The 24,744-nt window shown below is 40.7% G+C and carries 22 protein-coding genes; 17 read left to right on the top strand and 5 right to left on the bottom strand.

Annotated features, from left to right (window positions below; translation table 11 throughout):
* Positions 1–63 precede the first annotated feature (63 nt).
* The 13 genes from ACWPWY_RS11155 to ACWPWY_RS11095 all read left to right on the top strand — a co-directional run bounded on the left by ACWPWY_RS11155 (position 64) and on the right by ACWPWY_RS11095 (position 16,869).
* Positions 64–1,836 (top strand): ABC transporter ATP-binding protein, encoded by a 1,773-nt coding sequence (locus tag ACWPWY_RS11155; RefSeq protein ID WP_454191763.1) that lies wholly within the window; start codon positions 64–66, stop codon positions 1,834–1,836.
* On the top strand, positions 1,833–3,680 hold the full coding sequence (locus ACWPWY_RS11150; protein ID WP_454191762.1) for an ABC transporter ATP-binding protein: 1,848 nt from the start codon (positions 1,833–1,835) through the stop codon (positions 3,678–3,680). The genes ACWPWY_RS11155 and ACWPWY_RS11150 overlap by 4 nt, the downstream gene beginning before the upstream one ends.
* 131 nt (positions 3,681–3,811) lie before the next feature.
* On the top strand, positions 3,812–4,999 hold the full coding sequence (gene purT, locus ACWPWY_RS11145; RefSeq protein WP_454191761.1) for a formate-dependent phosphoribosylglycinamide formyltransferase: 1,188 nt from the start codon (positions 3,812–3,814) through the stop codon (positions 4,997–4,999).
* The gene (locus ACWPWY_RS11140; RefSeq protein ID WP_191799310.1) at positions 4,989–5,444 is read left to right on the top strand and encodes a GNAT family N-acetyltransferase; all 456 of its coding nucleotides are present in this window, start codon (positions 4,989–4,991) and stop codon (positions 5,442–5,444) included. Before purT ends, ACWPWY_RS11140 begins: the two co-directional genes overlap by 11 nt.
* 299 nt (positions 5,445–5,743) lie before the next feature.
* Positions 5,744–6,388 (top strand): CAP domain-containing protein, encoded by a 645-nt coding sequence (locus ACWPWY_RS11135; protein WP_454191760.1) that lies wholly within the window; start codon positions 5,744–5,746, stop codon positions 6,386–6,388.
* A gap of 235 nt (positions 6,389–6,623) precedes the next feature.
* Entirely contained in the window at positions 6,624–7,475 is an 852-nt protein-coding gene (locus ACWPWY_RS11130) for a GDSL-type esterase/lipase family protein (protein ID WP_454191759.1), read from the top strand.
* Positions 7,468–8,436 carry an ABC transporter ATP-binding protein gene (locus ACWPWY_RS11125; protein WP_454191758.1) on the top strand — a complete coding sequence of 323 codons (969 nt, stop codon included), beginning with the start codon at positions 7,468–7,470 and terminating at the stop codon, positions 8,434–8,436. Before ACWPWY_RS11130 ends, ACWPWY_RS11125 begins: the two co-directional genes overlap by 8 nt.
* A complete protein-coding gene (locus ACWPWY_RS11120; protein ID WP_454191757.1) occupies positions 8,429–9,418 on the top strand; it encodes an ABC transporter permease in 990 nt (329 codons plus the stop codon). Before ACWPWY_RS11125 ends, ACWPWY_RS11120 begins: the two co-directional genes overlap by 8 nt.
* 194 nt (positions 9,419–9,612) lie before the next feature.
* On the top strand, positions 9,613–11,589 hold the full coding sequence (gene parE, locus ACWPWY_RS11115; RefSeq protein WP_454191756.1) for a DNA topoisomerase IV subunit B: 1,977 nt from the start codon (positions 9,613–9,615) through the stop codon (positions 11,587–11,589).
* Positions 11,590–11,601: 12 nt separating this feature from the next.
* Positions 11,602–14,040 (top strand): DNA gyrase subunit A, encoded by a 2,439-nt coding sequence (gene gyrA, locus ACWPWY_RS11110; RefSeq protein ID WP_454191755.1) that lies wholly within the window; start codon positions 11,602–11,604, stop codon positions 14,038–14,040.
* Between the two features lie 250 nt (positions 14,041–14,290).
* On the top strand, positions 14,291–14,722 hold the full coding sequence (locus ACWPWY_RS11105) for a MarR family winged helix-turn-helix transcriptional regulator (protein ID WP_454191754.1): 432 nt from the start codon (positions 14,291–14,293) through the stop codon (positions 14,720–14,722).
* 185 nt (positions 14,723–14,907) lie between these two features.
* The gene (locus tag ACWPWY_RS11100; RefSeq protein ID WP_454191753.1) at positions 14,908–15,348 is read left to right on the top strand and encodes a MarR family winged helix-turn-helix transcriptional regulator; all 441 of its coding nucleotides are present in this window, start codon (positions 14,908–14,910) and stop codon (positions 15,346–15,348) included.
* 9 nt (positions 15,349–15,357) lie between these two features.
* Positions 15,358–16,869, top strand: a complete 1,512-nt coding sequence (locus tag ACWPWY_RS11095; protein WP_454191752.1) for a DHA2 family efflux MFS transporter permease subunit — start codon at positions 15,358–15,360, stop codon at positions 16,867–16,869.
* Positions 16,870–16,938: 69 nt separating this feature from the next.
* Here the strand turns inward: ACWPWY_RS11095 and ACWPWY_RS11090 are convergent, their stop codons facing one another.
* Positions 16,939–17,673 (bottom strand): RluA family pseudouridine synthase, encoded by a 735-nt coding sequence (locus ACWPWY_RS11090; RefSeq protein WP_454191751.1) that lies wholly within the window; start codon positions 17,671–17,673, stop codon positions 16,939–16,941.
* Positions 17,674–18,537, bottom strand: a complete 864-nt coding sequence (locus ACWPWY_RS11085; RefSeq protein ID WP_191799320.1) for a class I SAM-dependent methyltransferase — start codon at positions 18,535–18,537, stop codon at positions 17,674–17,676.
* 173 nt (positions 18,538–18,710) lie between these two features.
* On the opposite strand from ACWPWY_RS11085, the gene ACWPWY_RS11080 reads away from it, so the two are divergent.
* The 3 genes from ACWPWY_RS11080 (at position 18,711) to ACWPWY_RS11070 (ending at position 20,503) form a co-directional block, all read left to right on the top strand.
* Positions 18,711–19,124, top strand: a complete 414-nt coding sequence (locus ACWPWY_RS11080) for a hypothetical protein (RefSeq protein WP_454191750.1) — start codon at positions 18,711–18,713, stop codon at positions 19,122–19,124.
* A 202-nt stretch (positions 19,125–19,326) separates the two neighbouring features.
* Positions 19,327–19,809: a flavodoxin gene (locus ACWPWY_RS11075; protein ID WP_454191749.1), complete on the top strand. Its 483-nt coding sequence runs from the start codon at positions 19,327–19,329 to the stop codon at positions 19,807–19,809.
* A complete protein-coding gene (locus ACWPWY_RS11070) occupies positions 19,793–20,503 on the top strand; it encodes a hypothetical protein (RefSeq protein WP_454191748.1) in 711 nt (236 codons plus the stop codon). Before ACWPWY_RS11075 ends, ACWPWY_RS11070 begins: the two co-directional genes overlap by 17 nt.
* Positions 20,504–20,517: 14 nt before the next feature.
* Here ACWPWY_RS11070 and ACWPWY_RS11065 read toward each other — a convergent pair whose 3' ends face one another.
* From ACWPWY_RS11065 to ACWPWY_RS11055, 3 genes are all read right to left on the bottom strand, one after another.
* Positions 20,518–21,999, bottom strand: a complete 1,482-nt coding sequence (locus ACWPWY_RS11065) for a 4-hydroxyphenylacetate 3-hydroxylase family protein (protein ID WP_454191747.1) — start codon at positions 21,997–21,999, stop codon at positions 20,518–20,520.
* Positions 22,000–22,275: 276 nt separating this feature from the next.
* A complete protein-coding gene (locus ACWPWY_RS11060; RefSeq protein WP_454191746.1) occupies positions 22,276–22,560 on the bottom strand; it encodes an ATP-binding protein in 285 nt (94 codons plus the stop codon).
* Between the two features lie 41 nt (positions 22,561–22,601).
* Positions 22,602–23,735, bottom strand: a complete 1,134-nt coding sequence (locus ACWPWY_RS11055; protein WP_454191745.1) for a PAS domain S-box protein — start codon at positions 23,733–23,735, stop codon at positions 22,602–22,604.
* A 214-nt stretch (positions 23,736–23,949) separates the two neighbouring features.
* On the opposite strand from ACWPWY_RS11055, the gene ACWPWY_RS11050 reads away from it, so the two are divergent.
* Positions 23,950–24,558: a hypothetical protein gene (locus ACWPWY_RS11050; protein ID WP_454191744.1), complete on the top strand. Its 609-nt coding sequence runs from the start codon at positions 23,950–23,952 to the stop codon at positions 24,556–24,558.
* Positions 24,559–24,744: the final 186 nt, after the last annotated feature.

Raw genomic sequence — 24,744 nt, 5'->3', positions numbered from 1 at the left:
GTAATGCGGTGATAAACTTCATTAATGTTCGTAAAAAAGTAAATATTTTGAAGGAGGAGAAACATGGATGTTCTCAGGCAACTGCAGAGCTTCTTCTGGACCAAACGTAATTTGTTGTTTTTATCAATACTTTGCTTGGCCTTAGCGACTGCACTCGGGCTTATATACCCGAATCTACTGAGGGTACTCATTGATGATATGATAACGCCTCGTAATTTTGAAGGCGTTCCCATGCTTGCCCTAACCGTACTCGGGGTGGTCATTCTAAAATCATCATTGCAGTTCTTGCATGGCTTTTTTGGCGCTAGGCTTGGTAACTATCTTGCTTATCGTTTACGTAACGCATGTTACGAAAAACTACAGTTTTTGTCTTTCCGCTATTATGATACGGCTAAGACAGGGGACCTGATGTCACGGCTAACCGGTGACCTTGAAGCCATCCGTAACTTTATCGGATTCGGTTTTGCTCAGATTTTAAATATGGTTCTCATGGTTCTGTTTGGGTCGATTATGATGTTCTCGATTAATTGGCAGCTAACCTTATTTACAATGATCTTCATGCCAATCCTTGTGATGGTTGCTCTCAAATTCGAAAAACAAATTCACCCTGCTTTCCAAGAAATGCGGCTGGCGATGAGCTCACTTACGACAGCTGTTCAAGAAAATGTAACGGGAGTGCGTACCGTTAAATCGTTTGCTCGTGAGCCACATGAGGTAGATAAGTTCTCACTTCGGAATGAACGCTACAAGTCGAATCAGATCTTTGCATCATCATTATGGGCTAAGTTTTTCCCGATCATGGAACTTCTGGCTTCGATGAGTGTTATCTTACTTCTTGTTGTTGGCGGCAGATTAGTTATACAAAAAGAATTATCACTAGGCGAACTTGTTGCTTTCTTTAGTTTAATTTGGTACATAATCGGACCCATGTGGAATATTGGCTTCCATATCAATAACTATACCCAGTCCAAAGCCTCCGGTGAACGCGTACTGGAGTTACTTAATCAGCCTATTGATGTTCAGGATACAGAGGATTCTATTATTCTTGCTCCCGAGCAGGTTAAAGGGCATGTTTCTTTTGAACATGTGACCTTTGCTTACGGAAACAAAATAGCAGCAGTTACAGATATTAATCTGGAAGCACCACCGGGAACGGTTGTTGGTTTTCTGGGGGGGACAGGATCGGGTAAATCAACAATTATTCAGCTGTTAATGCGCGCCTATAATATTAATTCAGGTTCGATTAAGATTGACGGCATGGAGATCAATGATATCAATATTCGAACTTTACGGAGCCAGATTGCGGCCGTGTTCCAAGAGACATTCCTGTTCTCATCGAGTATTCGTAATAATATTTCATATGGTTTAAAAGACGTATCTATGGAGGAGATCATCCGCGCTGCTAAACTTGCCAAAGCCCATGATTTTATCATGGAAATGCCGCTTGGCTACGACACGATTGTCGGTGAGCGGGGAATGGGTTTATCTGGTGGTCAGAAGCAGAGAATTGCCATCGCGAGAGCATTACTCAAGAATCCTAAAATCCTCATTCTTGATGATGCGACGAGTGCAGTTGATATGGAGACAGAACATGAGATTCAGTCAGGATTCCAGGAAGTTATGCGAGGTAGAACCACATTTATCATCGCCCATCGGATTTCTTCTTTACGACATGCCGATGAAATACTGGTGCTTAACGAAGGTCTCGTAGTACAGCGGGGGACGCATGACGAACTGATTAAAGTTCCTGGGCAATACCAAGATGTTTATCATATTCAATATGCGGATCATATCGCTCGTGAGCAGCGGGCACCCGGAAAGCAGGTGAACTCATGAGTGCAGATACAGCAGCAGACAGCAAAAAGATTCGAGGTACCAAGGAAAATAAAAACCAGGAACGGTTTGTCTATCAAGATGATGAGGTTATAGAAAAGCCGTTCAACTGGGGAGAGTTCACTCGGTTGTTCGCTTATATGAAACCTTATGCAAAACAGTTACTGCCCATCATTATTGTTATGATGATACTCGGGACAATCACAAAATTGACCGTCCCTTATCTGACAAGTCTTGCAATCGATAAAGCGATCGCACCGACAGAAGGTTTGCCGAGTCTCAGACTGCTATACTGGATTGCAGGAGGAATTTTGCTCCTATATATTATTCAGTGGGCAGCGGCTACTTACCGAATTAAATATACGAATATTATAGGACAGCGGGTTATTTACGACCTCAGAACCGATTTATTTAAACACATACAGAAATTATCATTCTCCTTTTTTGATAAAAGACCTGCCGGTTCTGTTATGGTTCGAATAACCAACGACATCAACTCATTACAAGATTTGTTCACCAACGGGGTTGTTAACCTGATGATTGACTGCGTACAGCTCGTTGGAATTATGATCATTTTGCTCTTTATTAACTGGAAACTGGGGCTCGCGGTGATTCTAACGGTGCCGGTGATGTTCCTTATATCGACGAAACTGAGAGTTCGAATCAGGCGAGCATGGCAAGATGTACGTATGAAAAATTCACGGATCAATTCACATCTTAACGAATCTATTCAAGGGATCCGTGTGACTCAAGCTTACACACAAGAAGATGAGAACATGAAGTTCTTTGATCAAATGAATGCGACAAGCCGTAAATCATGGAATAGAGCTTCGACAATGAACCAAGCATTCGGACCGCTGATCGAAATTACTGGCGGGGTAGGTTCCTTGATCTTATTCTGGTACGGGGCATTTCTTATCCAATCAGGTGAACTAAGTATTGGTCTTCTCGTTGCTTTTGCTAATTATGTGGGGAACTTCTGGGATCCAATTAACCGGTTAGGCCAGATGTATAATCAGCTTCTTGTCGCTATGGCATCTTCAGAACGTATTTTTGAATTTATGGATGAAGAACCTGGCATTGCAGATAAGCCAAATGCGGTTCCGATTCCATCAATCAAGGGCGACATTAAATTCGAACATATTGTATTTGAATATGAAAAAGGACGTCAGGCGCTCAAAGGAATTGATCTTGACGTTAAAGCAGGGCAGTCTATTGCACTGGTTGGCCATACTGGTTCAGGTAAAAGTACCATTATTAATCTGCTTAGTAGATTTTATGATGTGACAGATGGCAAACTGACGATTGATGGCTATGATATCAGGGATGTGACGATTCGCAGTCTGCGAAGTCAAATCGGTATTGTACTTCAAGACACTTTTATTTTCTCCGGTACAATTCGGGATAATATTAGATTTGGGCGCCTAGATGCGACCGATGAAGAGGTAGAAGCAGCTGCAAAAGCAGTTAATGCACATGAATTTATTGTGAAACTTCCCGGCGGATATGAGACAGAAGTGGAAGAGCGCGGAAACGTACTTTCCATGGGTCAACGTCAGCTGCTGTCATTTGCGAGAGCCTTGCTGGCAGATCCGAGGATCTTAATCCTTGATGAAGCAACCGCGAGCATTGATACGGAGACGGAACTGAAAATACAAGAAGCACTGAAAGTGCTTCTAAAAGGTAGAACTTCATTTATGGTCGCTCACCGTCTTTCGACGATCCGGAATGCAGATAATATAATCGTGCTGGATCATGGTGAAATTAAAGAACAAGGAAATCATCAACAACTCATCCAGCAAAAAGGAATTTATAACGGATTGATTGAACAATTCAGATTTTTGTAAATTTTGTTCGTTAGAAAGCGAAAATCTATGTAATATTCACAAGAAAAAAGTCGAGCACTCTTGCATTCTGCCGCAATAACCCCGAAAATAGAGAAATGTAGTAGATTTCTCACATAGGGGGATGGGAGAGAATGTGGGGTGCTCCTTTTTCGGCTGAAGCCAAAAAGTTGCTGCTGCTTGGCAGCGGAGAGTTAGGAAAAGAAGTCATTATCGAAGCCCAAAGACTTGGCGTTGAGACCATAGCGGTCGATCGCTACGATAATGCTCCTGCGATGCAAATCGCCCATAGGTCATACTGTATTAATATGCTCGATGCAGAATTGTTACAAGAGATCATCCGGAAAGAGCAACCCGATGTGATCGTTCCTGAGATTGAAGCCATTGCAACCGATGCACTAGTTCAGCTTGAAGAAGAAGGATTTCGTGTAGTTCCAACAGCTAAAGCAACAAAGCTGACGATGGACCGGGAAGGAATCCGGCGCCTTGCAGCAGAGGAACTTGGCATTTCTACAGCTGCTTATCGATTTGCAGATAGTCTGGAGACACTACAAGCTGCGGTTCGTGAACTAGGAACTCCTTGTGTAGTAAAACCGCTGATGAGTTCCTCTGGTAAAGGTCAAAGTGTATGCCGTACCTATGAGGATGCTGAATCTAGTTGGAATGCTGCCTTGGACGGTGCTAGAGCAAAAACAACTCGTGTCATTGTTGAAGCATTTGTTGAATTTGAAAGTGAAATTACCCTGCTGACAGTCCGTTCTGTATCTGGAACGGTATTCTGCCCACCTATTGGACATATCCAAAAGGATGGGGATTATATAGAATCTTGGCAACCACATCCGATGAGCGAAGAGCAGCTGAATGAAGCCAAAGAAATCGCAAAGAGGATTACAGATAAACTTGGAGGTTATGGTTTATTTGGGGTTGAACTTTTTCTGACGAAGGATGGAGTTGTATTTAGTGAGGTTTCTCCACGTCCCCATGATACCGGAATGGTAACGATGGTTACGCAGGACCTATCTGAATTCGCACTCCATGTAAGGGCAATTCTTGGTTTTCCAGTTACCGGAGTGGAGTTGTTAACACCAGGAGCTTCTGCTACACTAAAAGCAGATTCTGAGACATCATCCTACAAAATTATTGGAGTGTCAGAAGCACTATCTTTACCAAGGACTCAGGTCCGTTTATTCGGAAAACCTGAGACTAAAGTAGGAAGAAGAATGGCAGTAGCATTAAGTGCATCAACTAATGTAGAGAGTGCACGAGATACGGCAAAACAAGCCGCAAATATGTTGAAAGTGGAGGTTAACCATGTTAAGTAATGTAGAGGCCCCAGTACTGACGATTCGAGCGTGTGAACTGCACGATGTGGATGCGGTGACGAGTCTGATGCATGAGGTCAGATATCCAGCCACCCCTGGAGTCATGAGGGAACGCATCCAGATGAGTCAAACAAGCGAGAGAGCTTGTATGTTGGTAGCGGAAGTAGAAAATGAAGTAGTTGGTTTACTAGGTTTGCAATGCATTCAGTCTCATGCAAGCCGTAATCAAGCGACACAAATCACTTCCCTTATTGTCCGTCATTCACACCGAGGTGAAGGAATTGGGCGTAGACTACTGGAGCTGGCTGAAAGTTGGGCACGTGAACATGGGAGCGAAAAATTGCTGATTATCGAAGGCAATCGGGAACAACATAAGTCCTCATATCCATTTTACGAGCATATCGGTTTTATCAAACATGGGTATCGGTTCAGCAAATCACTGTAATCTATATATACGAGACAGACTCCATTTTTAATGAATTCAATATAAAATAAGGACAACCTAATGGTTTTTTTGCCGTTAGGTTGTTTTGTTATGTTTTTCTTTATCATTACATCATTGTACAACTCGGGACATTTTACTGTACTTTTTATTACAAAACAATTCTGATTCTATACTCTCAAAAAGTTACGACTTTTTAACTATTTCCATAAATTATGGGTTAACAAACTTATAAACTGCTGATATAATCCTAAACATACCAGTTACAAAATTGTAATAATTAATTTGGGAGTTGAAGTATTTTGAAAAAGAATGTTCTTAAAAAAACGATCATTGCAGGAAGTCTCTCTGCTGTTCTTGCAGCAGGGATGCTGATTCCTGGAGCAGGACTTGCATCCGCTCATTCTCTATCCACTCAAAAAGGTCAAAGCTATAGCGAATATATTCAGCAGTGGTTGCAGCAGAATGGTTACACAGGAGGGACCGTACAAAAACCGCAATCAGGATCGAATAATAATTCGAACAGCAGTACGGATAATAACAGCACAAGCCAAAATCAAAGCAGTTCTTCTGTCGTATCCGCTTATGCTAAAGAAGTAGTATCACTGGTAAATAAAGAACGTGCGAAAGCTGGCCTCAAACCACTTGTTATTCACACGAATCTTACAAAAATGGCTGTAGCCAAAGCGCAAGACATGAATGATAACAACTATTTCAGTCATACGTCTCCAACTTATGGATCTCCATTTGATATGATGAAGAAGTTTGGAATTACTTATAAATACGCAGGTGAGAATATTGCTAAAGGGCAAAAAACTCCTGCAGAAGTGGTGAAAGCTTGGATGAACAGCCCAGGTCACAAAGCAAATATCATGAATGAGAATTTCACGTTGATCGGTGTAGGATATGTTAACGGCTACTGGGTACAAGCTTTTGTTGGAAAATAATACATTTCTAACCTTTGTTTAATATCAAACCTTATGATTTTACCTTTACATGCAAGATGCCATATTTTTTAGGTGCCATACTATTTTGTCGTTATTTTGAGATCTCCACTATTGTTGGAGGTCTTTTTTTTCGTTTTTGGCAGATAGTAAAGAAGAGAGAGGGCATTGATTTGCAAATAAGGACGGGAAGTTTTATGTTTACTGTAAGTAAATACAGTGCGAAGGGAATGTTTTTGTGAAGTCATCGAGCAAAATTTGGATCACTGTAAGTACCATATCCATCATTATGACGATCATACTTATTTATGGCTTTATGATAGCAGTTCAGGATATCGTGAATCCGTCAGGTGACACTGCTTTTATATCTGAACAGAAAGAGACGGCTATCACATCCCCTATAGAACAATCCAAAGAAATTAAAATTGCTGCTATTGGTGACTCGCTTGCCAAAGGTACAGGAGACGATGAAGGAAAGGGGTTTGTTCGCAGGGTTGTCAGTATGCTAAAGGAAGATGGAAAAGAAGTTAGAGTGACAGCAAATTTAGCGATTAATGGACTTACTGCTGAGAAACTTCTTCCTCAACTAGATGAAGCAGGTGTGAAGTATACACTGGAACAATCTAATCTTATTCTACTCTCCATCGGTGCGAATGATCTGTTTCAAGGTGCTCAGACCAATCAAGGAGCGGATATCAATATTCCGGACACTGCTGCACTATTTAATCTTTTGCCCAAAGCCTCAGGGTCGCTCGAAGAAGTGCTGAAAAAAATAGCTGAGATTAATCCTAACGCCGAGATTGTTTATGTTGGTTTATATAATCCATTCAATGATTTGCAAGATCTAAAACAAGTTGGGAATGCTGTAGTAACTGCATGGAATAGTAAAGTACTTGAGCTGATAAGTACCTATGATCAGATGGCTCTTGCACCGACATTTGACCTGTTTGAGAACAATGTATCAGAGCTGCTTGCCAGTGATCATTTTCATCCGAACGCACAAGGTTATGAAGAGATGGCAGAACGAATTATAGAAGTGCTTGGTATCACTGATCAACATGGAAAAAAGGTGGAGATGGGCGATGAGTGAATATCTGTCGCAAGAAATCGTATTATCTGTGAAGCATCTTAAAAAAAAGATAGGGCGTAAGTGGATTATTAAAGATGTTACTTTTGAAGTGCACGCTGGCGAAATCTTCGGATTTTTAGGTCCGAATGGAGCTGGGAAGACAACGACAATCCGGATGCTTGTTGATTTAATCAAACCGACAGAAGGGGTAGTTGAGGTGTGTGGATACCCTGTACACCAAAAACCCGAGCAAGCACTTAGGTATGTAGGATCTATCGTCGAAAACCCAGAGATGTATAATTATCTAACAGGGTTTGAGAATTTAGAGCATTTTGCACGCATGATTCCGGATGTTACGGAAGAGCGTATTTATGAAGTTACGAAGATTGTGGGACTGGGTCAGCGAATACATGATAAAGTGAGCACATACTCTTTGGGAATGCGTCAACGCTTAGGTATCGCTCAGGCGCTTCTTGGAAATCCAAAACTGCTTATATTAGATGAACCAACCAATGGACTTGATCCGAAAGGGATAAAGGAACTGAGGGCTTTTATAAAAAAACTGGCAGAGGAAGGTTTAGCCGTTCTTGTCAGCAGTCATTTGCTTAGTGAGATTCAGCTTCTGTGTGACCGAGTGGCTATCATTAATAATGGTGAAGTGCTCACCGTAGGTAAAGTCGACGAACTTATTGGAGACCATAGTAATATTACTGTCTGGCATGTAACACCATTTGATGAGGGATCCCGCTGGTTAACGAATCATCCGCGGATTAAGAGACTGCGAGATACATCTATGTTAGATGATACTTTGATCGCGAATCTTGGACCGAATGCGATCATTACAGAGATGCCGGAAGAACTAGTTCCACAAATGGTGAAAACCATGGTCATTGCGGGAGTGAAAGTGGAGGGAGTACAAAGAGTACATCCTACACTTGAACAGTTATTTTTACGAATGACAGAAGGTGAATCTATTGAATAGTCTCTTGCCTTTGGTAAAGAACGAGACCATTAAAATGATCAAGAAAAAAAGATTTTACGTGATTATACTCGTTTTGCTTGTATTAACGCCGATGTTTACCTATGCTCAGATGAAAGAGTCTGAATCAAAGCGCGAAAAGTTTGGAAATGACTGGCGACTTGAAATGCAGCAAGCAATCACGGATAATCAGAATTCACTCGGAAGTGACCGGGTACCAGAGGAATGGAAGAAATATCGTAGGATTTATATTCAACAGCTTCAGTATTATCTCGAGCATGATCTCAATCCCAAAGAGCCTAGCGGGGTTACGTTCACAAGAGAATTTATGAACAATTCCATTAACTTGTTTATTCCTTTGCTTGTGGTTGCCATGGCTTCAGATCTTGTATCTGGTGAGAGGACATCGGGCACGATTAAAATGTTGCTAACGAGACCTGTTCGCAGGTGGAAAATTCTGTTGAGTAAACTCCTTACCTTATTTTTATTCGTTTCTCTTCTTGTTCTTGCTGTATTTGTTATATGCTATCTTATAGCAGGACTCTTTTTTGGATATAAAGGATTTACGATGCCCATCTTTACCGGTTTTCAAATCAATGGTTCGGATGTGGATATGTCAAAAGTGCATATGGTGCCGCAGTGGAAGTATTTATTGATGCAGTCTGGGCTCTTATGGTTTGTCAGTATCATCGTAGCGGTCCTGTCTTTTATGGTGTCTACTCTAGTAAGAAGTACTTCTGCAAGTATTGTCATCATGATGGCTGCACTGATTGCAGGAAGTATCTTAACGAATATGGCTTCGTCGTGGAGCACTGCCAAATATTTATTCATGGTGAATCTTGGTCTCACCGGATACTTATCAGGTACTTTACCGCCGATTGAGGGAATGACTTTCGTATTTTCACTTGGAGTTCTTTCCGTCTGGGGACTCATTGCACTGGTTGTTTCATTCCTTGTCTTTACGAAACGGGATATCTTGAATTAAAATGGACAAGGATAAGAAAACATCTGTTTGCATTTTTCGAAGTTTTAAGGTAAAAACAGAATAGGTTTCCATAATTTGTCTATAGATTTTATAAGGATTTCTATAGAGAAGATCCGCTTGTATTGTGAAATATATTAATATTCTAAAAGTGTGATCATTCATAAATGAGTGAAGGCATAAGAGGGGGAGCATTTATGGCCCAGGAAATGGATCTATCTGCTGGAGTTTCCGGCAAAGATATAGAAGCCGGTTATGGCGCTGATGATATTCAGGTGTTAGAAGGACTTGTCGCAGTACGGAAAAGACCAGGGATGTATATTGGTAGCACAAGTACTTCAGGCTTGCACCATTTAGTGTGGGAGATTGTCGACAATGCGGTCGATGAACATTTAGCTAAGTATTGTAACAAAATTGAAATATCGCTACATAAGGATGGTTCAGTTACCGTTTATGATAATGGACGCGGTATTCCAACAGGGATGCACAAAACAGGAGTACCTACTCCACAGGTTGTCTATACAATTCTCCATGCTGGCGGTAAATTCGGCGGTGGCGGATACAAAAAATCGGGTGGCTTGCACGGAGTAGGCGCATCAGTTACCAATGCTTTGTCTGAATGGCTTGAAGTTGAGATTTATCGTGAAGGTAAAATTCACCGGATGCGCTTTGAATATTGGGTAGATAAAAAGGGTAAAGAGCATGTTGGTGAACCGGTTACGGGTCTTGAAGTGCTTGGAAATACGAATCGTACCGGAACGAAAGTTACATTTAAACCGGATAGCAGGGTATTCAAAACGGGGATTGCGCTCAGCTATGATACGTTGTCGGAGCGACTTCAGGAGATTGCCTTTCTGAATTCAGGTTTGCGGATTGTATTGAAAGATGATCGTTCCGGGAAAACGGATGAATTTTATTACGAAGGTGGAGCAAGACAGTTTGTTGAATACTTGAATGAAGGCAAAGACGTTCTAAGCGAAGTCATCCATTTCAATGCGGAAAAGGATGATATCGAAGTCGAAATTGCGATTCAATATAATGCTGGCTATACTGAAACGATTGCCTCGTTCGTAAACTCCATTCCAACTAGAGGCGGCGGTACGCATGAAACGGGATTCAAAACGGCGTACACACGGGTGATGAATGATTATGCCCGCCGTACTAGTATGATTAAAGAAAAAGATAAAAATCTCGAAGGAAATGACCTAAGAGAAGGTATGATGGCGGTTATCAGCGTAAAGATGTCTGAAGTCGAATTTGTAGGACAGACCAAAGACCAGCTCGGTAGCGCATCAGCACGTAGTACGGTAGATCAGGTCGTGACCGAGAACTTACAACGATTTTTAGAAGAAAATCCGCAAATTGCACAGACATTGATTAGAAAAGCAGTTCAAGCTTCAAGAGCCCGCGAGGCTGCTCGTAAGGCAAGAGATGATATGCGTACGGGTAAGAAACGCAGTGAAAGTACCAATCTTGGAGGCAAGCTGACACCAGCCCAATCCAAAGATTTTACAAAAAATGAACTATTTATCGTTGAGGGAGACTCAGCTGGTGGTTCAGCCAAACAGGGTAGAGATTCGAAGATCCAGGCGATCTTACCACTTAAAGGGAAACCGATGAATCCGGAGAAGGCGAAGCTTGCCGACATCATGAAAAACGAAGAATATCGTGCCATTACGGCCGCGATTGGGGCAGGTATTGGAACTGAATTTGCCGTAGAAGACAGCAATTATTCCAAAATTATCATTATGACGGATGCAGATACGGATGGAGCGCATATTCAGGTCCTCTTACTTACATTTTTCTATCGTTATATGAAACCTCTCATTGATGCAGGCAAAGTATATATTGCTCAGCCGCCGCTTTATAAAATTTCTCGTAAGTCCGGTAAGCAGCAAACCTCAAGGTACGCATGGACCGATGAACAACTACAAGATTATTTAAAAGAATTTGGAAAAGGCTTCGAACTGCAAAGATACAAAGGGCTGGGTGAAATGAATCCGGATCAATTGTGGGAAACGACGATGAATCCGGAGTCCCGAACTTTATTGCAAGTGCAGATCGAAGATGCAGCAAAAGCAGAAAAAAGAGTATCCACCCTGATGGGGGACAAAGTAGATCCGCGTAAACGCTGGATTGTAGAGAATGTTGATTTTACAGAGTACGAAGAATAGAAGGTGCTTTGAATGAGTTTACCAGAACAATTTTTGCCGGCATTTTTAGAAGAAGTCGTTGGTGATCGCTTTGGCCGGTATTCTAAATATATAATTCAAGATAGAGCCATCCCTGATGTGCGAGATGGACTAAAACCTGTACAAAGACGTATTTTGTATGCGATGTATGATTCTCATAATACGCCTGACAAACCGTATCGGAAATCTGCCAAAACGGTAGGGGACGTAATGGGGAATTATCATCCCCATGGTGATTCCTCCATCTATGATGGGATGGTACGTATGGCACAGCCATGGAAAATGGGCCATGTGCTCGTTGACGGTCACGGTAACTGGGGTTCACAAGATGATGACCCAGCTGCAGCGATGCGTTATACGGAAGCCAGGTTATCACCCATTGCTATGGAGATCTTACGTGATATTGAGAAACGTACGGTTCTTTTTAAAGACAATTTCGATAATACGGCGAAGGAACCCGTGGTGCTTCCTTCCCGCTATCCAAACTTGTTGGTTAATGGGGCGAGCGGGATCTCATCAGGTTTTGCGACCGAGATTCCTACTCACAATTTAAGAGAAGTCATTGATGCTTGTATTGCGGTGATGGAGAAACCTTCGATCGAGCTTGATGAGATCATGACCTTCATTAAAGGTCCAGATTTTCCGACAGGCGGCATTATTATGGGCGGCGAAGGAATCCTCGATGCGTATCGTACCGGAAAAGGTCGTATCTATATTCGTTCCAAGACAGACATCGAGAATCTTCGCGGCGGTAAGCAGCAAATTGTGATTACTGAAATTCCATATCAAGTCGTGAAATCACGTCTTGTTACTGCGATGGAGACGATCCGTTTAGAGAAAAAAGTCGAGGGAATTGCAGAAGTACGCGATGAGAGCGGCCGAGAAGGTTTGCGAATTGTCGTTGAACTTAAAAAAGATGCAGATGCACAAGGTATTTTAGCTTACCTGTTCAAAAAGACAGATCTACAGGTCACTTATAATTTCAATATGGTGGCGATTGTTAATAAAGCGCCGCATCAACTTGGTTTGAAACCAATTTTGGAAGCTTATATTAAACATCAACGCGAAGTGGTAACCTATCGTACCAAATACGATTTGGAAAAAGCAGAAGACAGAGCACACGTCCTTGAAGGATTGGTAAAGGCTCTGAATATCCTTGATGAAGTGATTGCGGCAATTAAAGCCTCCAAGAATCGTCAAGATGCACAAAACAATTTGGAATGGATGTTTGGATTCTCTGAAAGACAAGCGGATTCCATTCTAACCTTGCAATTATACCGATTAACGAATCTTGAGATTACAACGCTTCAAAAAGAGCTGGATGAAATCCAGAAAAAAGTGAAAGAGTTACGCAGTATTTTGGAAAGCGATCGTAAACTGATTGGTATTATACGTAAGGAACTGAAGGAAATACGCGATAAATATGGTATAGATCGTCGTTCAGCAATTCAAGACCAAGTGGAAGAGTTGAAAGTAAATCTTGAAGTACTCGTGAACTCAGAAGATGTGCTAGTGACCTTGTCAAATGACGGGTATATCAAACGTACGAGTATGTTGTCATTTACGAGATCAGGAGCAGAACGCACAAGTTCAGGTGTCAAAGATGGCGATCTGATTACCTCACTTCTTGACGTCAATACCCTTGATAACTTGCTTGTTTTCACTCAGCGAGGTCAATACTTCTTGCTTCCCGTCCATCAGATTCCAGAATTTAAGTGGAAGGAACCTGGTACGGCCATCGTAAATGTGATTCCTCTATCGAAAGAAGACAAAGTAATTAGTGTGATTCCTGTTCGTAATTTCGAACAAGAAGGATCTAGTCTCGTGTTTGTGACCAAACGAGGTCAAGTAAAACGTACCGAACTTAAGGAATATGCAACAAAACGATCTTCCGCTGTAGCTGCTTGTAAAGTAGCGGCTGGGGATGAAATCATCCAAGTACAATTAAGTACAGGTAGTAGACATCTCCTGCTTGTGACGAAAAATGGAATGAGCATACGCTTCTTAGAAAGTGAAGTGAATTCTATGGGCCGTGTATCTGGGGGAGTCAAAGGCATTCAGCTAAAAGACGACGATGAAGTAATCGCTGCACTATGGGTTGACGAAGATGAGGGTGAAGTCTTCACCCTCACGGAACTTGGATATGGTAAGCGTTCATTATTGCTAGATTATCCTCTGCAAACCCGTGGAGGTAAGGGAGTCATTACCTTTGAATTCAAAGAAGGAAAAAGAGTAAGATCCAATGGAACCCGAATCGTTGCCGCTTATCATGTGAAAGAGCCTAAATCACTAATAGCTTGGACAGAACAAGGAAAGACACTTCCATTCTCAACAGAGTCTGCACCGATATCCGACAAGAAAAGCGTCGGTAAATCGATTGTAGCCGCAGAAAAAACAGATTTGATTGTGAAAATTCTACATTTGTCAGAGTAGATCTAAAATAGATGTCATAACAAGTCCTCCACATGCCAAAATACGGCATGGAGGACTTTTTTTGATGCTTTTTTGGGAAGATTAAGAACCTTCGTCGATAAGGGTCGAGTGCCGAAAATGGGGAAGGATTCTTACTAAAAACATCGAAATGTTCATCTAACAAGATAATTCAGCTGGTGAATAGTAGAGCATGTAAATCAAAGTTCATTGTGTACATTTTGGCCTAATCCATTGAAAGGGGAGGAAATGAATGCATTCTTCCGAATTTGTAAAGTTGTGGTCTAGACTAACGAAGGACTACAAATCACATATGGAACAGGAACTGGCTCCTGTATTGACCGAAGCCCAGCTTACTGTACTGGAACTTTTACTGGAACACCCCAGAATGAAACCTTCTGAATTTACGCCTTATTTAGCTACTACACCGGCAGCAGTTACGATGCTGCTTGATCGAATGGAGAAACATGAGCTATTAGAACGAAGAAGAGATGATCGCGATCGCCGGGTCGTGTGGATAACACTAAGTGAAAAAGGAAGACTCGAAGCGGTACGCGGAATGACGATTCGAGAAGAATTCATAGATCAGACATTAAGTAAGATTTCATCGCATAACCAGCAATTGTTAGTGTATCTTTTGTCAAAAATCACTACACAAACGGCAACAACTAAACAGTCTTCTTAAAATAAAAAGGTCTAAAACCAGGAATATATTATATTTCTGGTTTTATTTATGTACATATTTAATTAAGAAAGTAATTACATATGAAAATAGTTGACTATTTTTATTATCGGTTTATAATATTACTTTGTAACCCTTATATTTCGTATACGAAATATTATATATAATAACTATTTAGGGTGAATATAATGATGGCTTATGATGAGATGTACCGTATTTTCAATTCTTTTCGCCAAGTATCACAGACGTTTCATCGTAACTTTTGGGTTGATGAGGGTAATGGTGAGATCGAAGTAACCAGGATTCAACTTCTCGTATTATCTATTCTGATTGATCATCCGAATATTGGTCTTTCGGAACTCGCTGAACTTTGTCATATGGGAAACAGTACGATGAGTGGAGTCATTGATCGTTTGGTTAAAGCAGGGATGGTTGTGAGGGAAAGATGTGTACAAGATAGAAGGTCACTCGAGCTTCATGTAACTGAGAAAGGCAAAGAAACCCAAGAAAAAATGTATCAATTATTTATGAAGCGGGTAGCTCCGATGATGGATTTACCAAAGGAAGATATAGAAAACCTTCTGCGCATTCATTCATTGATGATTCAAAAGATGGAGAAAGAGAGATGATTCGTTTTTATGAGTAGTATTGCTGTGAACCAGCCTTCTCAAGCTGGAGATGTAAAGAAAGGTCCTATTTTATTAGCAATGCTGCTTGGTGCGTTTGTTGCATTCTTGAACCAAACCTTGCTTAACGTTGCGCTACCAAGCATTATGGGAAGTCTAGATATAACAGAAACGACTGTACAATGGTTGTCTACCGGGTTTATGCTTGTGAATGGTGTATTAATGCCGGTCACTGCCTATCTGATGGCTAAATTTACGACCAGACAAATTTTTATCTCGGGTATGAGTCTATTTACGATTGGTACACTGTTATGTGGAATAAGTCCTACGTTTGCTATTCTGATGACAGGGCGTGTCATTCAAGCAGCGGGTGCTGCTATCATTATGCCTTTACTTTCCGTTGTTGTTCTTAATATCTTCCCAATTGAACAACGGGGTAAAGCAATGGGGATGATTGGGGTTGCCATGATTTTGGCTCCAGCTATTGGTCCTACGCTTTCAGGATATGTTGTAGAAAATTATGATTGGAGAACTTTATTCTGGATCATTTTGCCGATTGCAGTGATCTCTATCCTTGTCGGCATGCGTTTTGTTAAAAATGTAACTCCGATAAGCAATCCTAAACTGGATATCCCATCCGTTATTTTATCAACGATTGGATTTGGTGGTTTGCTGTACGGATTCAGTGATGCGGGTTCAAGTGGTTGGGGAGATCCGATTGTGGTTTCCTGTCTTGTTGTCGGAACCATTGCACTGCTTATATTTATATTGAGACAGTTTAAACTAGATACTCCGTTGCTAGAGTTCCGTGTCTTTAAAAATAGAATGTATTCGCTGAACACCTTAATTCTGGTTGTCGTAAATATGGCGATGTTCTCTGGTATGATTTTGCTTCCTATTTATCTTCAAACCACACGCGGCATCAGTGCATTAGATTCTGGTCTTCTCATGTTGCCAGGTGCGATTGTAATGGGGATTATGTCCCCGATTACGGGTGGATTATTTGATAAATTCGGCGCGAAATGGCTGAGTATTATTGGCTTGGTGATTACGGTAGTCACTACCTACGAATTCAGTAAATTAACAATGGATACCTCCTATAATCATCTGATTCTGATGTATACATTCCGTATGTTTGGTATGTCACTCCTTATGATGCCAATTCAGACAGCGGCGCTTAATGATATCCCGCAAAAGTTAAATGCACATGGTACGGTAATGTTGAATACGATGCGTACCGTATTTGGTGCAATTGGTACAGCGGTTTTCGTAACCCTTTATAGCAGTTCGCTCAAACAATACGTTATTGATCATACTACAGATGTAAATATGAATGATGCAGCAGCTGCAGCTAAATTAATGAAGGATGCCAGCATTCATGGCATTAACTTTGCCTTTATTATTGCTACCATACTGACGGTTGTGGCTTTAGTCTTTGCCTTCTTTATTAAAAAATCAGTACCGAAGGACGCTGCAGGTGCTCCTTCTGTTCAATCGGAAGTTAGCACAAGCCAATCTAATTGAGTTGTTAGCTAACTAAAAAAACCGTTCTGCTTAGCAGAGCGGTTTTTTTGTTGCGTACATTTTGTATTGTTAAACAAAGGGCTGACGTGCGGCACTTTGATATATACTTTCTTGCCATTCATTCCAAGGGTATTCTCTTGGTGGAATAGAGATAAGCTGCACATATTCTTTCGTTACCGGATGAGGAAAACCAACAGAACAAGACCATAAGGAAAGTTGCTGGCCCGGCTTATTCACAGAGGAGCCATACTTCTGATCTCCATATAAAGGACAGCCCATTTCTTTACATTGAACTCTAATTTGGTGAGATCTTCCTGTATGGAGCACAACTTGAATTAAGCTGAAATGATCATTTTGACCCAATACATAGTAGTCAAGCACAGCATCTTTACCGCCAGGTGTTCCTTTAGGAACAGCCGTAACGATATTTGTCTTCTCATCCTTAAGTAAGGTATGTTCAAGCCTGCCTTGACGTGCAGGGGGATGACCGTGAACGACAGCTACGTAGGTTTTATCAAATTTTCTCGTCCGAACTGCATCAGAAAGTCGGGAAGCCGCTTTAGAGGTTTTCGCAAAAATCATAGCACCTCCAACAGGTCTATCCAATCGGTGAACAAGTCCAAGATAAACATTACCGGGTTTATTAAACCTGATTTTTATATCTTCTTTTAACAGATTCAGCATGTCCATATCACCCGATACATCGGCCTGAGTAGGGACATTAACGATTTTTTCGACACCTAATAGGTGATTGTCCTCGTAAAGAATGGTGAGAGGAGGTAATTTACGACCATGTACCATCATTTAGGATTCCCAGCGTCCTAGGATACCGCACGGCAGTGTCATACCCGATTTCGTAATCGGAAGACCGATCTCACCTGCTGATATTTTTCCGCCATACTTATCCGTCATTGTCATGTTCAGCATGTTGGATAGAACTGTAGGAGAGATTCCCGTTGTATAGGAGTTAATCAGCATAAACAATGGGTTATCCGACAAAATTTCTGTGCAGGATTCAAGGAATGGATAGAGATTCTGTTCCAGCTTCCAAGTTTCACCGTTTGGACCACGTCCATAGGATGGAGGATCCATAATAATCGCATCATAACGGTTTCCACGGCGCTGTTCACGTTGTACAAACTTAAATACGTCATCTGTGATGAATCGAACAGGGCGATCTGCAAGGCCGGAAAGCTGAACGTTCTCTTTAGCCCACTGTACCATGCCTTTTGCAGCGTCTACGTGAACGACACTTGCTCCTGCATAGGCAGAAGCGACCGTAGCTCCACCTGTATAAGCAAACAGGTTCAGCACCGAAATAGGTCTCCCTGCATTTTGAATCTTGTCCATCATCCAGCGCCAGTTGGCTGCTTGTTCTGGAAACAAACCTGTATGTTTAAAACTCGTAGGTTTAATATAAAATTTAAGCTGATCGTAAGAAATCGTCCAGCGGTCTGGAATCGGCTTTTTCATATCCCAGTTGCCTCCGCCAGAGGAGCTGCGATGATAATGGCCATGTACATCGCGCCATGCACCCGTCTCTTTTTTTAGGGGCCAAATAATTTGCGGATCAGGTCTTCTGAGAATGATATCTCCCCAGCGTTCCAATTTTTCTCCGCCGCCAGTATCAATAACTTCATAGTCTTTCCAATCTTGAGCTGCGTACATGTAATTAATCCATCCTTCGTTTTTAACATTTAGATACTATTGTACAACAATTCTATGTTTTCATGCCAGTATTCCCCGGAATACTGCGGAAAAAACAAGACGAATTCGCTTGAGTAATGGTCTGATTCGCTTTTTTTGGGTAAACTTATGATATAGGAAGAAGGAGGAGAGCCATGGGAAACAGCAAAGCATGGATTTTATGGACACTCATTAGTCTTGGTTTGTTTTCGATTGTACTCTATATCTATTCGTTTATCGTATATCATTCAGGGCTTGATTTCGGGTTTATGATCTTTGGCGTACTTCCCCTTAGCATGGGATTATATGAGCTATCTCGTATGAAAAAAACCAAAAATAGAAGGATGGAAAAGCAACTGTTACGGCTTGCTATGGAGCAGGACCAGCTGCTTACGATCTCTGAAATTATATTGTATACAGAGATGGATCAGAAAACAGCGGAGCAGGTTCTAGATGAATTACGTAAAAAAGGACTTGTGAAAATAAAAGTTGCTGATAACGGAGTATGGGTATATGAATTTGAACCGCTATTAACTAAAGAACAGAAACTTTCCGCTGAAAGAGTATAGCCGTGGAGTAAACAAAATAATAACCTTTCGACTTACATAGAAAAGTAAGGAAACCCCAAACACGAGATTACGTCTTCGTTCATGAAGGCGTATTTTTTTGCATTTACAGAGGAGATAAGAGAAATAGAACTCATTTATTTGACAATGATAATCATTATCAAATATGATGAGACAATAACATGATAAAGTGAGGGATATAGCGATGGCTAACATCTTGATTGTATATGCAAGTTTAACGGGAAATACAGAGGAAATAGCTGAATTAATTGCGCAAGGTATAACAAAACAAGGTCATACTGCAGTACTAAAGACAGCCGAAGAGTGTAGGGCAGATGAAGTGCTGAATTATGACGGGTCACTGATCGGTTTATACACTTGGGGAGACGGGGATTTACCAGATGAATTCTTAGATTTCTATGAGGAACTTGATGAAGTGGACCTTACAGGGTATCCTGTTTCTCTCTTTGGAAGTGGAGATACTTCGTATGATTTATTCTGCGGAGCAGTTGATACCGCAGAGGCAAAGGTTAAGGAACGAGGTGCCGTGATTATGGAGCCATCTTTGAAGATTGAATATAGTCCTTTAGATGAAGAAAAAAACGATTGCCGCGCGCTCGGAACGCGTTTTGCGAATCGTTTAGCTAGCCTGATGAAGGAGGAAGTGCAGAATGGTACATGCTCCTGATGGCAGGGTGAACCGGATTTTGAATGACTATCAATTAGAAGAGATGTTATGGTCTGAGAAGTCATGGAACCGGATCAGAAAGGAAGAAAAGATACATGAGAAGTATGTTTGGAGACATCGTGTACAGTATGCGGTCAGTCACGCTGTAAATGAGTATTATACGCTTCTTCCCGAGGTTCGTAGAGAAGTGCCTATTCCGTATTTACTTGAAAAACGCTGGCCAAGGCAGATCGCTGATTTTGATTCTGCTGACCATTATTGGCATGTGAAATCCCAGGTTACGGATGAACTTACCCGAGTGGTATCCCAAAGAGCAGAGTTTCTATATCCGACTCTGCTCTTTGAAGAACTGAGCATTTTTGTTCCTGAGCTACAAATGGACTTATCTGTTATATTTCAAACCGCATGGCAGTTTGATACGAATGCTGCTACACAATTAACCATACATAAGTACATGGTCTCTTATCACCCTGAGGTGATGAAGGCTTATCAACATCTTGCAACAGTTTTCTGTGTTCATGCTTTTGAAACACTTCCCTATTGTATTGAAGTAGACTGTCTGATGGAAGGGAAGAAAGAGACCTATAAGCCTAACGATGAAGATTATCTTCTTGCACTGGATTATATAAAGCTTGCATCCCCGCTTTGTAGTTCTGAGGGAAGAACGATGGAATCTAATTCTTGGGTTCTATAACCATGCAATTTGAATTATTGGTCATCTTCGTCATCTGTTAGTTTCTTTTCTATACCTAAGAAGTCATGAATTAGCTGCTGATAATCTTCATGGTTATCGTAACTGTTAAACATCCGGAAATTGACGGTTTGAGCATTACCGAAGAAGAAGCGCTCAAACTGACTTTGCCGTCCCCCGAATGAGCCAGCTCCGAGTTCCCATGCCAGTCTGAATAGAGCTATACGATCTTTAGATGTGGACTCCAGACCGTGTAAATACTCTTGCACATAACTTCCAACTTCTGAAGAGAGGTCTTCTTCGTAAGGAATCATAATAATACCACTAGAGCCTAGCCGCTGAATCATATCCACCATTTCTAAATAGAAGGACGGAAATAGAATACTGGATGCAAGAAGAGGACTTGATGCTGGAACATAGTAACCATACTTATTTTGTTTTGCGCCTTCTTCGGCTGCAATTCTAAGCGCTTTAAACGTTTCGAGCATCGTCATAATCTTAGCTGTCTGGCCGATGATATTAGCATCAAAACTCACATTTTGTTCTTGAGCCAGCGATTCTACAAGTCCGAGGAAAAATTCTGTTTTTGCTATATACCGAGATACAATTTGATGCCCGATATGAGTATGGAAATTCCCATCACTGAATAGACGGTAACCGACATTTTCATCCCCGTAATAGAACATTCGGTCATGTGGAACGAGTACACGGTCGAAGATAACAAGTGTATCCATCTCTTCATATCTTGCACTGAGCGGATGGTTATACAGAGATTTGGAAGCATTACTTTCTCGGCAGATAAAGGTTATGCCTTCCAGGTCATTCGGGATGGCAAAAGCAAAGGCATACGGATTTTTATCATCAAGAGGATACAGTGTTGGCGTAGGAAATACCAACATCTCATCACAAGTGACTCCTTGTGTTGCCATCATGAAGGCACCACTGATGATAAAACCTTCTTCATTTATTTCCATGACTTTAGCTGTAATCGAATCCTCGAGCGAATCCACTTGGCCTGACACTTTACTGGCGAATGGCTGAATAAAAGCGTGAGATAAAGTGATATCATGTTCCCTGCAGTAAGCATAATAATTACGAAGGTTCATCGCATAAGCAGGGTTATGCTCTTCTAAAATATCAGCTGCCGTATACAAAGACATGAGAGCTGTATTCATGTAGTCTGGAGAGCGGCCCAAAAAACCATGATGCTTTGCAGACCAATGGTCCATCATGCGTTTTCTTCTTTTGATATCATCTGGATGAACAGGGGGAAGGAAAGAAAGCCCGACAGGTTCTCCCGTGAGTGGAGAGGGATACGTCATTTCATCTTGATACTCAGGATCACACTGTAAGTCGTATAATGCAGCCTGTGTTTTCATGAGTCCGCTGAACAAAGGGTGTTCTGAGTAAGGTCCCGGGATTCTTTTTCCTTGATACCATAGGTTTAAATTCTGTTGATCTATTCGCTCGATATACTGATTGCCATTTTTTATTGGCATAGCTTTCACCTCTTGCGCCTCGACTAGGAAGATAGACGGACATCTATCAGCTGTTAGGATACTGTACGAGAAAGAGGTTTTAAAAGTACCTTGTCCTGGACGTAATAGGCAAGATTGGGCGATATGTTGATACTTATATATTCAAGATAGATGACATTGGAAAAAGAAAGCTGGCATAAATAAAAGAAAAAACGGTCTCGTTAGGTTCACTTGAACGACTTGAGACCGTTCTTTTATGAAGGCAATAGTAGAGAGTAAGTTTCCTTACTTTAAGGATTATAGATCTGCTCTATCTGCAATCATGAGTTTAGGAAGAGATACGGTAAACGTGGTACCCTGCTCAGGAATACTGTCTACTGTAATTTCTCCACCATGGTTATGTATAATATTTTGTGTAATCATAAATCCAAGGCCAGTCCCTGTATCTTTCGTTGTATAAAAAGGTTCTCCCAGTGCTTTGATCTGATCTTTGGTCATGCCGTATCCTTGATCCTGAACGCTGATTTGAACTACATTATCATTTATTTGGAGATAAACATGAATCGTTCCTCCATGATTCATCGCCTCTAGTGCATTTTTAAGTAGATTAATGAATACTTGCTTCAGTTGATTCGCACACCCATAATGATGACGAATTGTCTGTCGGGATATTGTGTGAGAATCTGGATGTTTCGAAGAGCTGCCTGTCCATTCATTAATATTATCACTTGATCTAATAAAGCGATTACATTTAGTGGTGTACTGGTGTGATTCCTTTGAGGCTTGGATAAGACAAGCAGTTCATCGACAATGAATTCAATACGTTTCAACTCGGATTCAATAATCGAAATATATTGATCTGACTTGGCCTTAGAGGAGCGAAGCAGTTTCATAAATCCATTGATCGCCGTAAGTGGATTACGGATTTCATGAGCAATTCCTGCAGCGAGTTGGCCAGCAGTAGATAGCTTTTCGGATTGCATCGTTCTTTCTTTTTCTGCTTCTTGTTTTGAGATATCTTTGAATATCCCGATGACGGCATCTTGACCTTTGTAGGTAATCTGTAATGAAAATCCTTCAACATATTTCTTATGTCCATTGAAGCATCGGATTAGATAACGTACAGATCCTAATTCTTTGGTACTATAATATTTTTCTCTTCGTTCGAAGAGAGTGCTGTGACTTGAGGGATCTACAAATTGATCTATACTTTTCCCGAGTACTTCATCCAAACTTTCTGCATAGATCAATTGCAATCCAGCGGGATTCACATATTTAATAATTCCGTGTTTCGTAATCAGCACAGTGAGAGAAAGTTCTTCTAACATTTGTTGAAGAAAGTTCTCATTCTCATGTAAAGAGGACTTTGCAATCTGTAACTGCTCCTCTATATATTCTATTTTCGGCCTATTCTGAAATTGAGCCAAATAATATATAGGGGCTTTATTAATATCTAATACCAGAGAAACATGAATATGAAGAGAAATTTTCTGTCCCAAAGGACGACTATATTCTTGTTCGAAAGGTTGGTGAATGGTATTTCGATGATCGGGTTGAAGAGACCGACCCACTTGAATGATTTTATTGATAATGTTGTCTTCAATGAAGTGAAGGGGAGATGAACTGGTTTCAGGCGGTTTGTATCCTAAGAGATCATAAAGTGCTGGATTTGCATTTAGAATGGTTCCTTCCAACGAAATGAGAGCCATACCTATTGCAGCTTGTGTAAAAGCAAAGTCATAATTTTGTGGATGCACTGAATGTCTCCTCTCTTATCTGTGACAGGGATGTATATGATTTTAATTATAATCTTTGAAAAGAAAACGGCAACATTTATCTCTTATTAATAAGCAAAATAAGCCAACAATATATATTAAAATCAATAATATTACATTTAATTGACCTCAAGTTATATGTAATGTAAAATAAAGTAAATATATGATATTAAATAGTGAGGAGGGAAAATAATGCATGAACATTATCCTTAGCGAATCTCTCGACTTAGACACATTGGTTAAGTTGATCCAGATCAACTATACATTAGAGAATTGGGAGGAAGTTCTTTCGTTCTCAGATGAACTGATGAGTTTAGCAAAAGAAATTCACCAAGAACTCGTTGAAACGGAGTCCACTTCTCATGAATTTAAACAACATATTATTTATTATTTTGGTTATAGTTCTTTAATGAAAAGTCTGTCCTATCAGAAATTAGGTGAACTTAATAAATCGAGAGAGTACATATCGTTTTATGCAAATCTTGATTGGCTTAATGATTCTACGGAAACAGGAAAGTTTATAATAGAAGACTTTAAGTTTTTTGCTTCAGCAAATACATTGCAGATTGATGTACTAGATGGTAAACAAGAAAGAATACCTGAGTATGTTGAGTTTTTAGTCAACACCCCCGAACAAGCACTACAAGGATTAATAAATATCCTTCGCTCCGCAAATCAATTCAATTATGATGTGGAATCTGAGATTAATCAGTTAAAGCAACACATAAAAGACTACACTCATTACAAAGAGAAGGTTAAGGCAAAGACATTACTTGGCTTATCAGTATCAACTAGCTTTATATAGACACAAAAGACAAGAACACTCACTTGCGATTGATCTAACTCTGCATATTCTTTTTGCGGAGATCAGTTGGGTAATGATAAGTATTTTAAAAAAGCAATATCACTATTTGAAGTTATTAGAAAATTTGGTAGTGTCTCACAGTTAAAGATGTGTTATGATATATTAAACGATATCATTATGAGAGGA

This window comes from Paenibacillus sp. Marseille-Q7038, from assembly GCF_965111595.1.
This window is presented reverse-complemented; position numbering and strand designations above follow the sequence as displayed.

Excerpts from the sequence above, each read along its gene's own strand:
- ACWPWY_RS11155 (WP_454191763.1), top strand. The coding sequence starts at position 64 with ATGGATGTTCTCAGGCAACTGCAGAGCTTCTTCTGGACCAAACGTAAT.
- ACWPWY_RS11150 (WP_454191762.1), top strand. The coding sequence starts at position 1,833 with ATGAGTGCAGATACAGCAGCAGACAGCAAAAAGATTCGAGGTACCAAG.
- purT (WP_454191761.1), top strand. The coding sequence starts at position 3,812 with ATGTGGGGTGCTCCTTTTTCGGCTGAAGCCAAAAAGTTGCTGCTGCTT.
- ACWPWY_RS11140 (WP_191799310.1), top strand. The coding sequence starts at position 4,989 with ATGTTAAGTAATGTAGAGGCCCCAGTACTGACGATTCGAGCGTGTGAA.
- ACWPWY_RS11125 (WP_454191758.1), top strand. The coding sequence starts at position 7,468 with ATGAGTGAATATCTGTCGCAAGAAATCGTATTATCTGTGAAGCATCTT.
- parE (WP_454191756.1), top strand. The coding sequence starts at position 9,613 with ATGGCCCAGGAAATGGATCTATCTGCTGGAGTTTCCGGCAAAGATATA.
- gyrA (WP_454191755.1), top strand. The coding sequence starts at position 11,602 with ATGAGTTTACCAGAACAATTTTTGCCGGCATTTTTAGAAGAAGTCGTT.
- ACWPWY_RS11105 (WP_454191754.1), top strand. The coding sequence starts at position 14,291 with ATGCATTCTTCCGAATTTGTAAAGTTGTGGTCTAGACTAACGAAGGAC.
- ACWPWY_RS11100 (WP_454191753.1), top strand. The coding sequence starts at position 14,908 with ATGATGGCTTATGATGAGATGTACCGTATTTTCAATTCTTTTCGCCAA.
- ACWPWY_RS11095 (WP_454191752.1), top strand. The coding sequence starts at position 15,358 with ATGAGTAGTATTGCTGTGAACCAGCCTTCTCAAGCTGGAGATGTAAAG.
- ACWPWY_RS11090 (WP_454191751.1), bottom strand. The coding sequence starts at position 17,673 with ATGATGGTACATGGTCGTAAATTACCTCCTCTCACCATTCTTTACGAG.
- ACWPWY_RS11085 (WP_191799320.1), bottom strand. The coding sequence starts at position 18,537 with ATGTACGCAGCTCAAGATTGGAAAGACTATGAAGTTATTGATACTGGC.
- ACWPWY_RS11080 (WP_454191750.1), top strand. The coding sequence starts at position 18,711 with ATGGGAAACAGCAAAGCATGGATTTTATGGACACTCATTAGTCTTGGT.
- ACWPWY_RS11075 (WP_454191749.1), top strand. The coding sequence starts at position 19,327 with ATGGCTAACATCTTGATTGTATATGCAAGTTTAACGGGAAATACAGAG.
- ACWPWY_RS11070 (WP_454191748.1), top strand. The coding sequence starts at position 19,793 with ATGGTACATGCTCCTGATGGCAGGGTGAACCGGATTTTGAATGACTAT.
- ACWPWY_RS11065 (WP_454191747.1), bottom strand. The coding sequence starts at position 21,999 with ATGCCAATAAAAAATGGCAATCAGTATATCGAGCGAATAGATCAACAG.
- ACWPWY_RS11060 (WP_454191746.1), bottom strand. The coding sequence starts at position 22,560 with ATGAATCATGGAGGAACGATTCATGTTTATCTCCAAATAAATGATAAT.
- ACWPWY_RS11050 (WP_454191744.1), top strand. The coding sequence starts at position 23,950 with ATGAACATTATCCTTAGCGAATCTCTCGACTTAGACACATTGGTTAAG.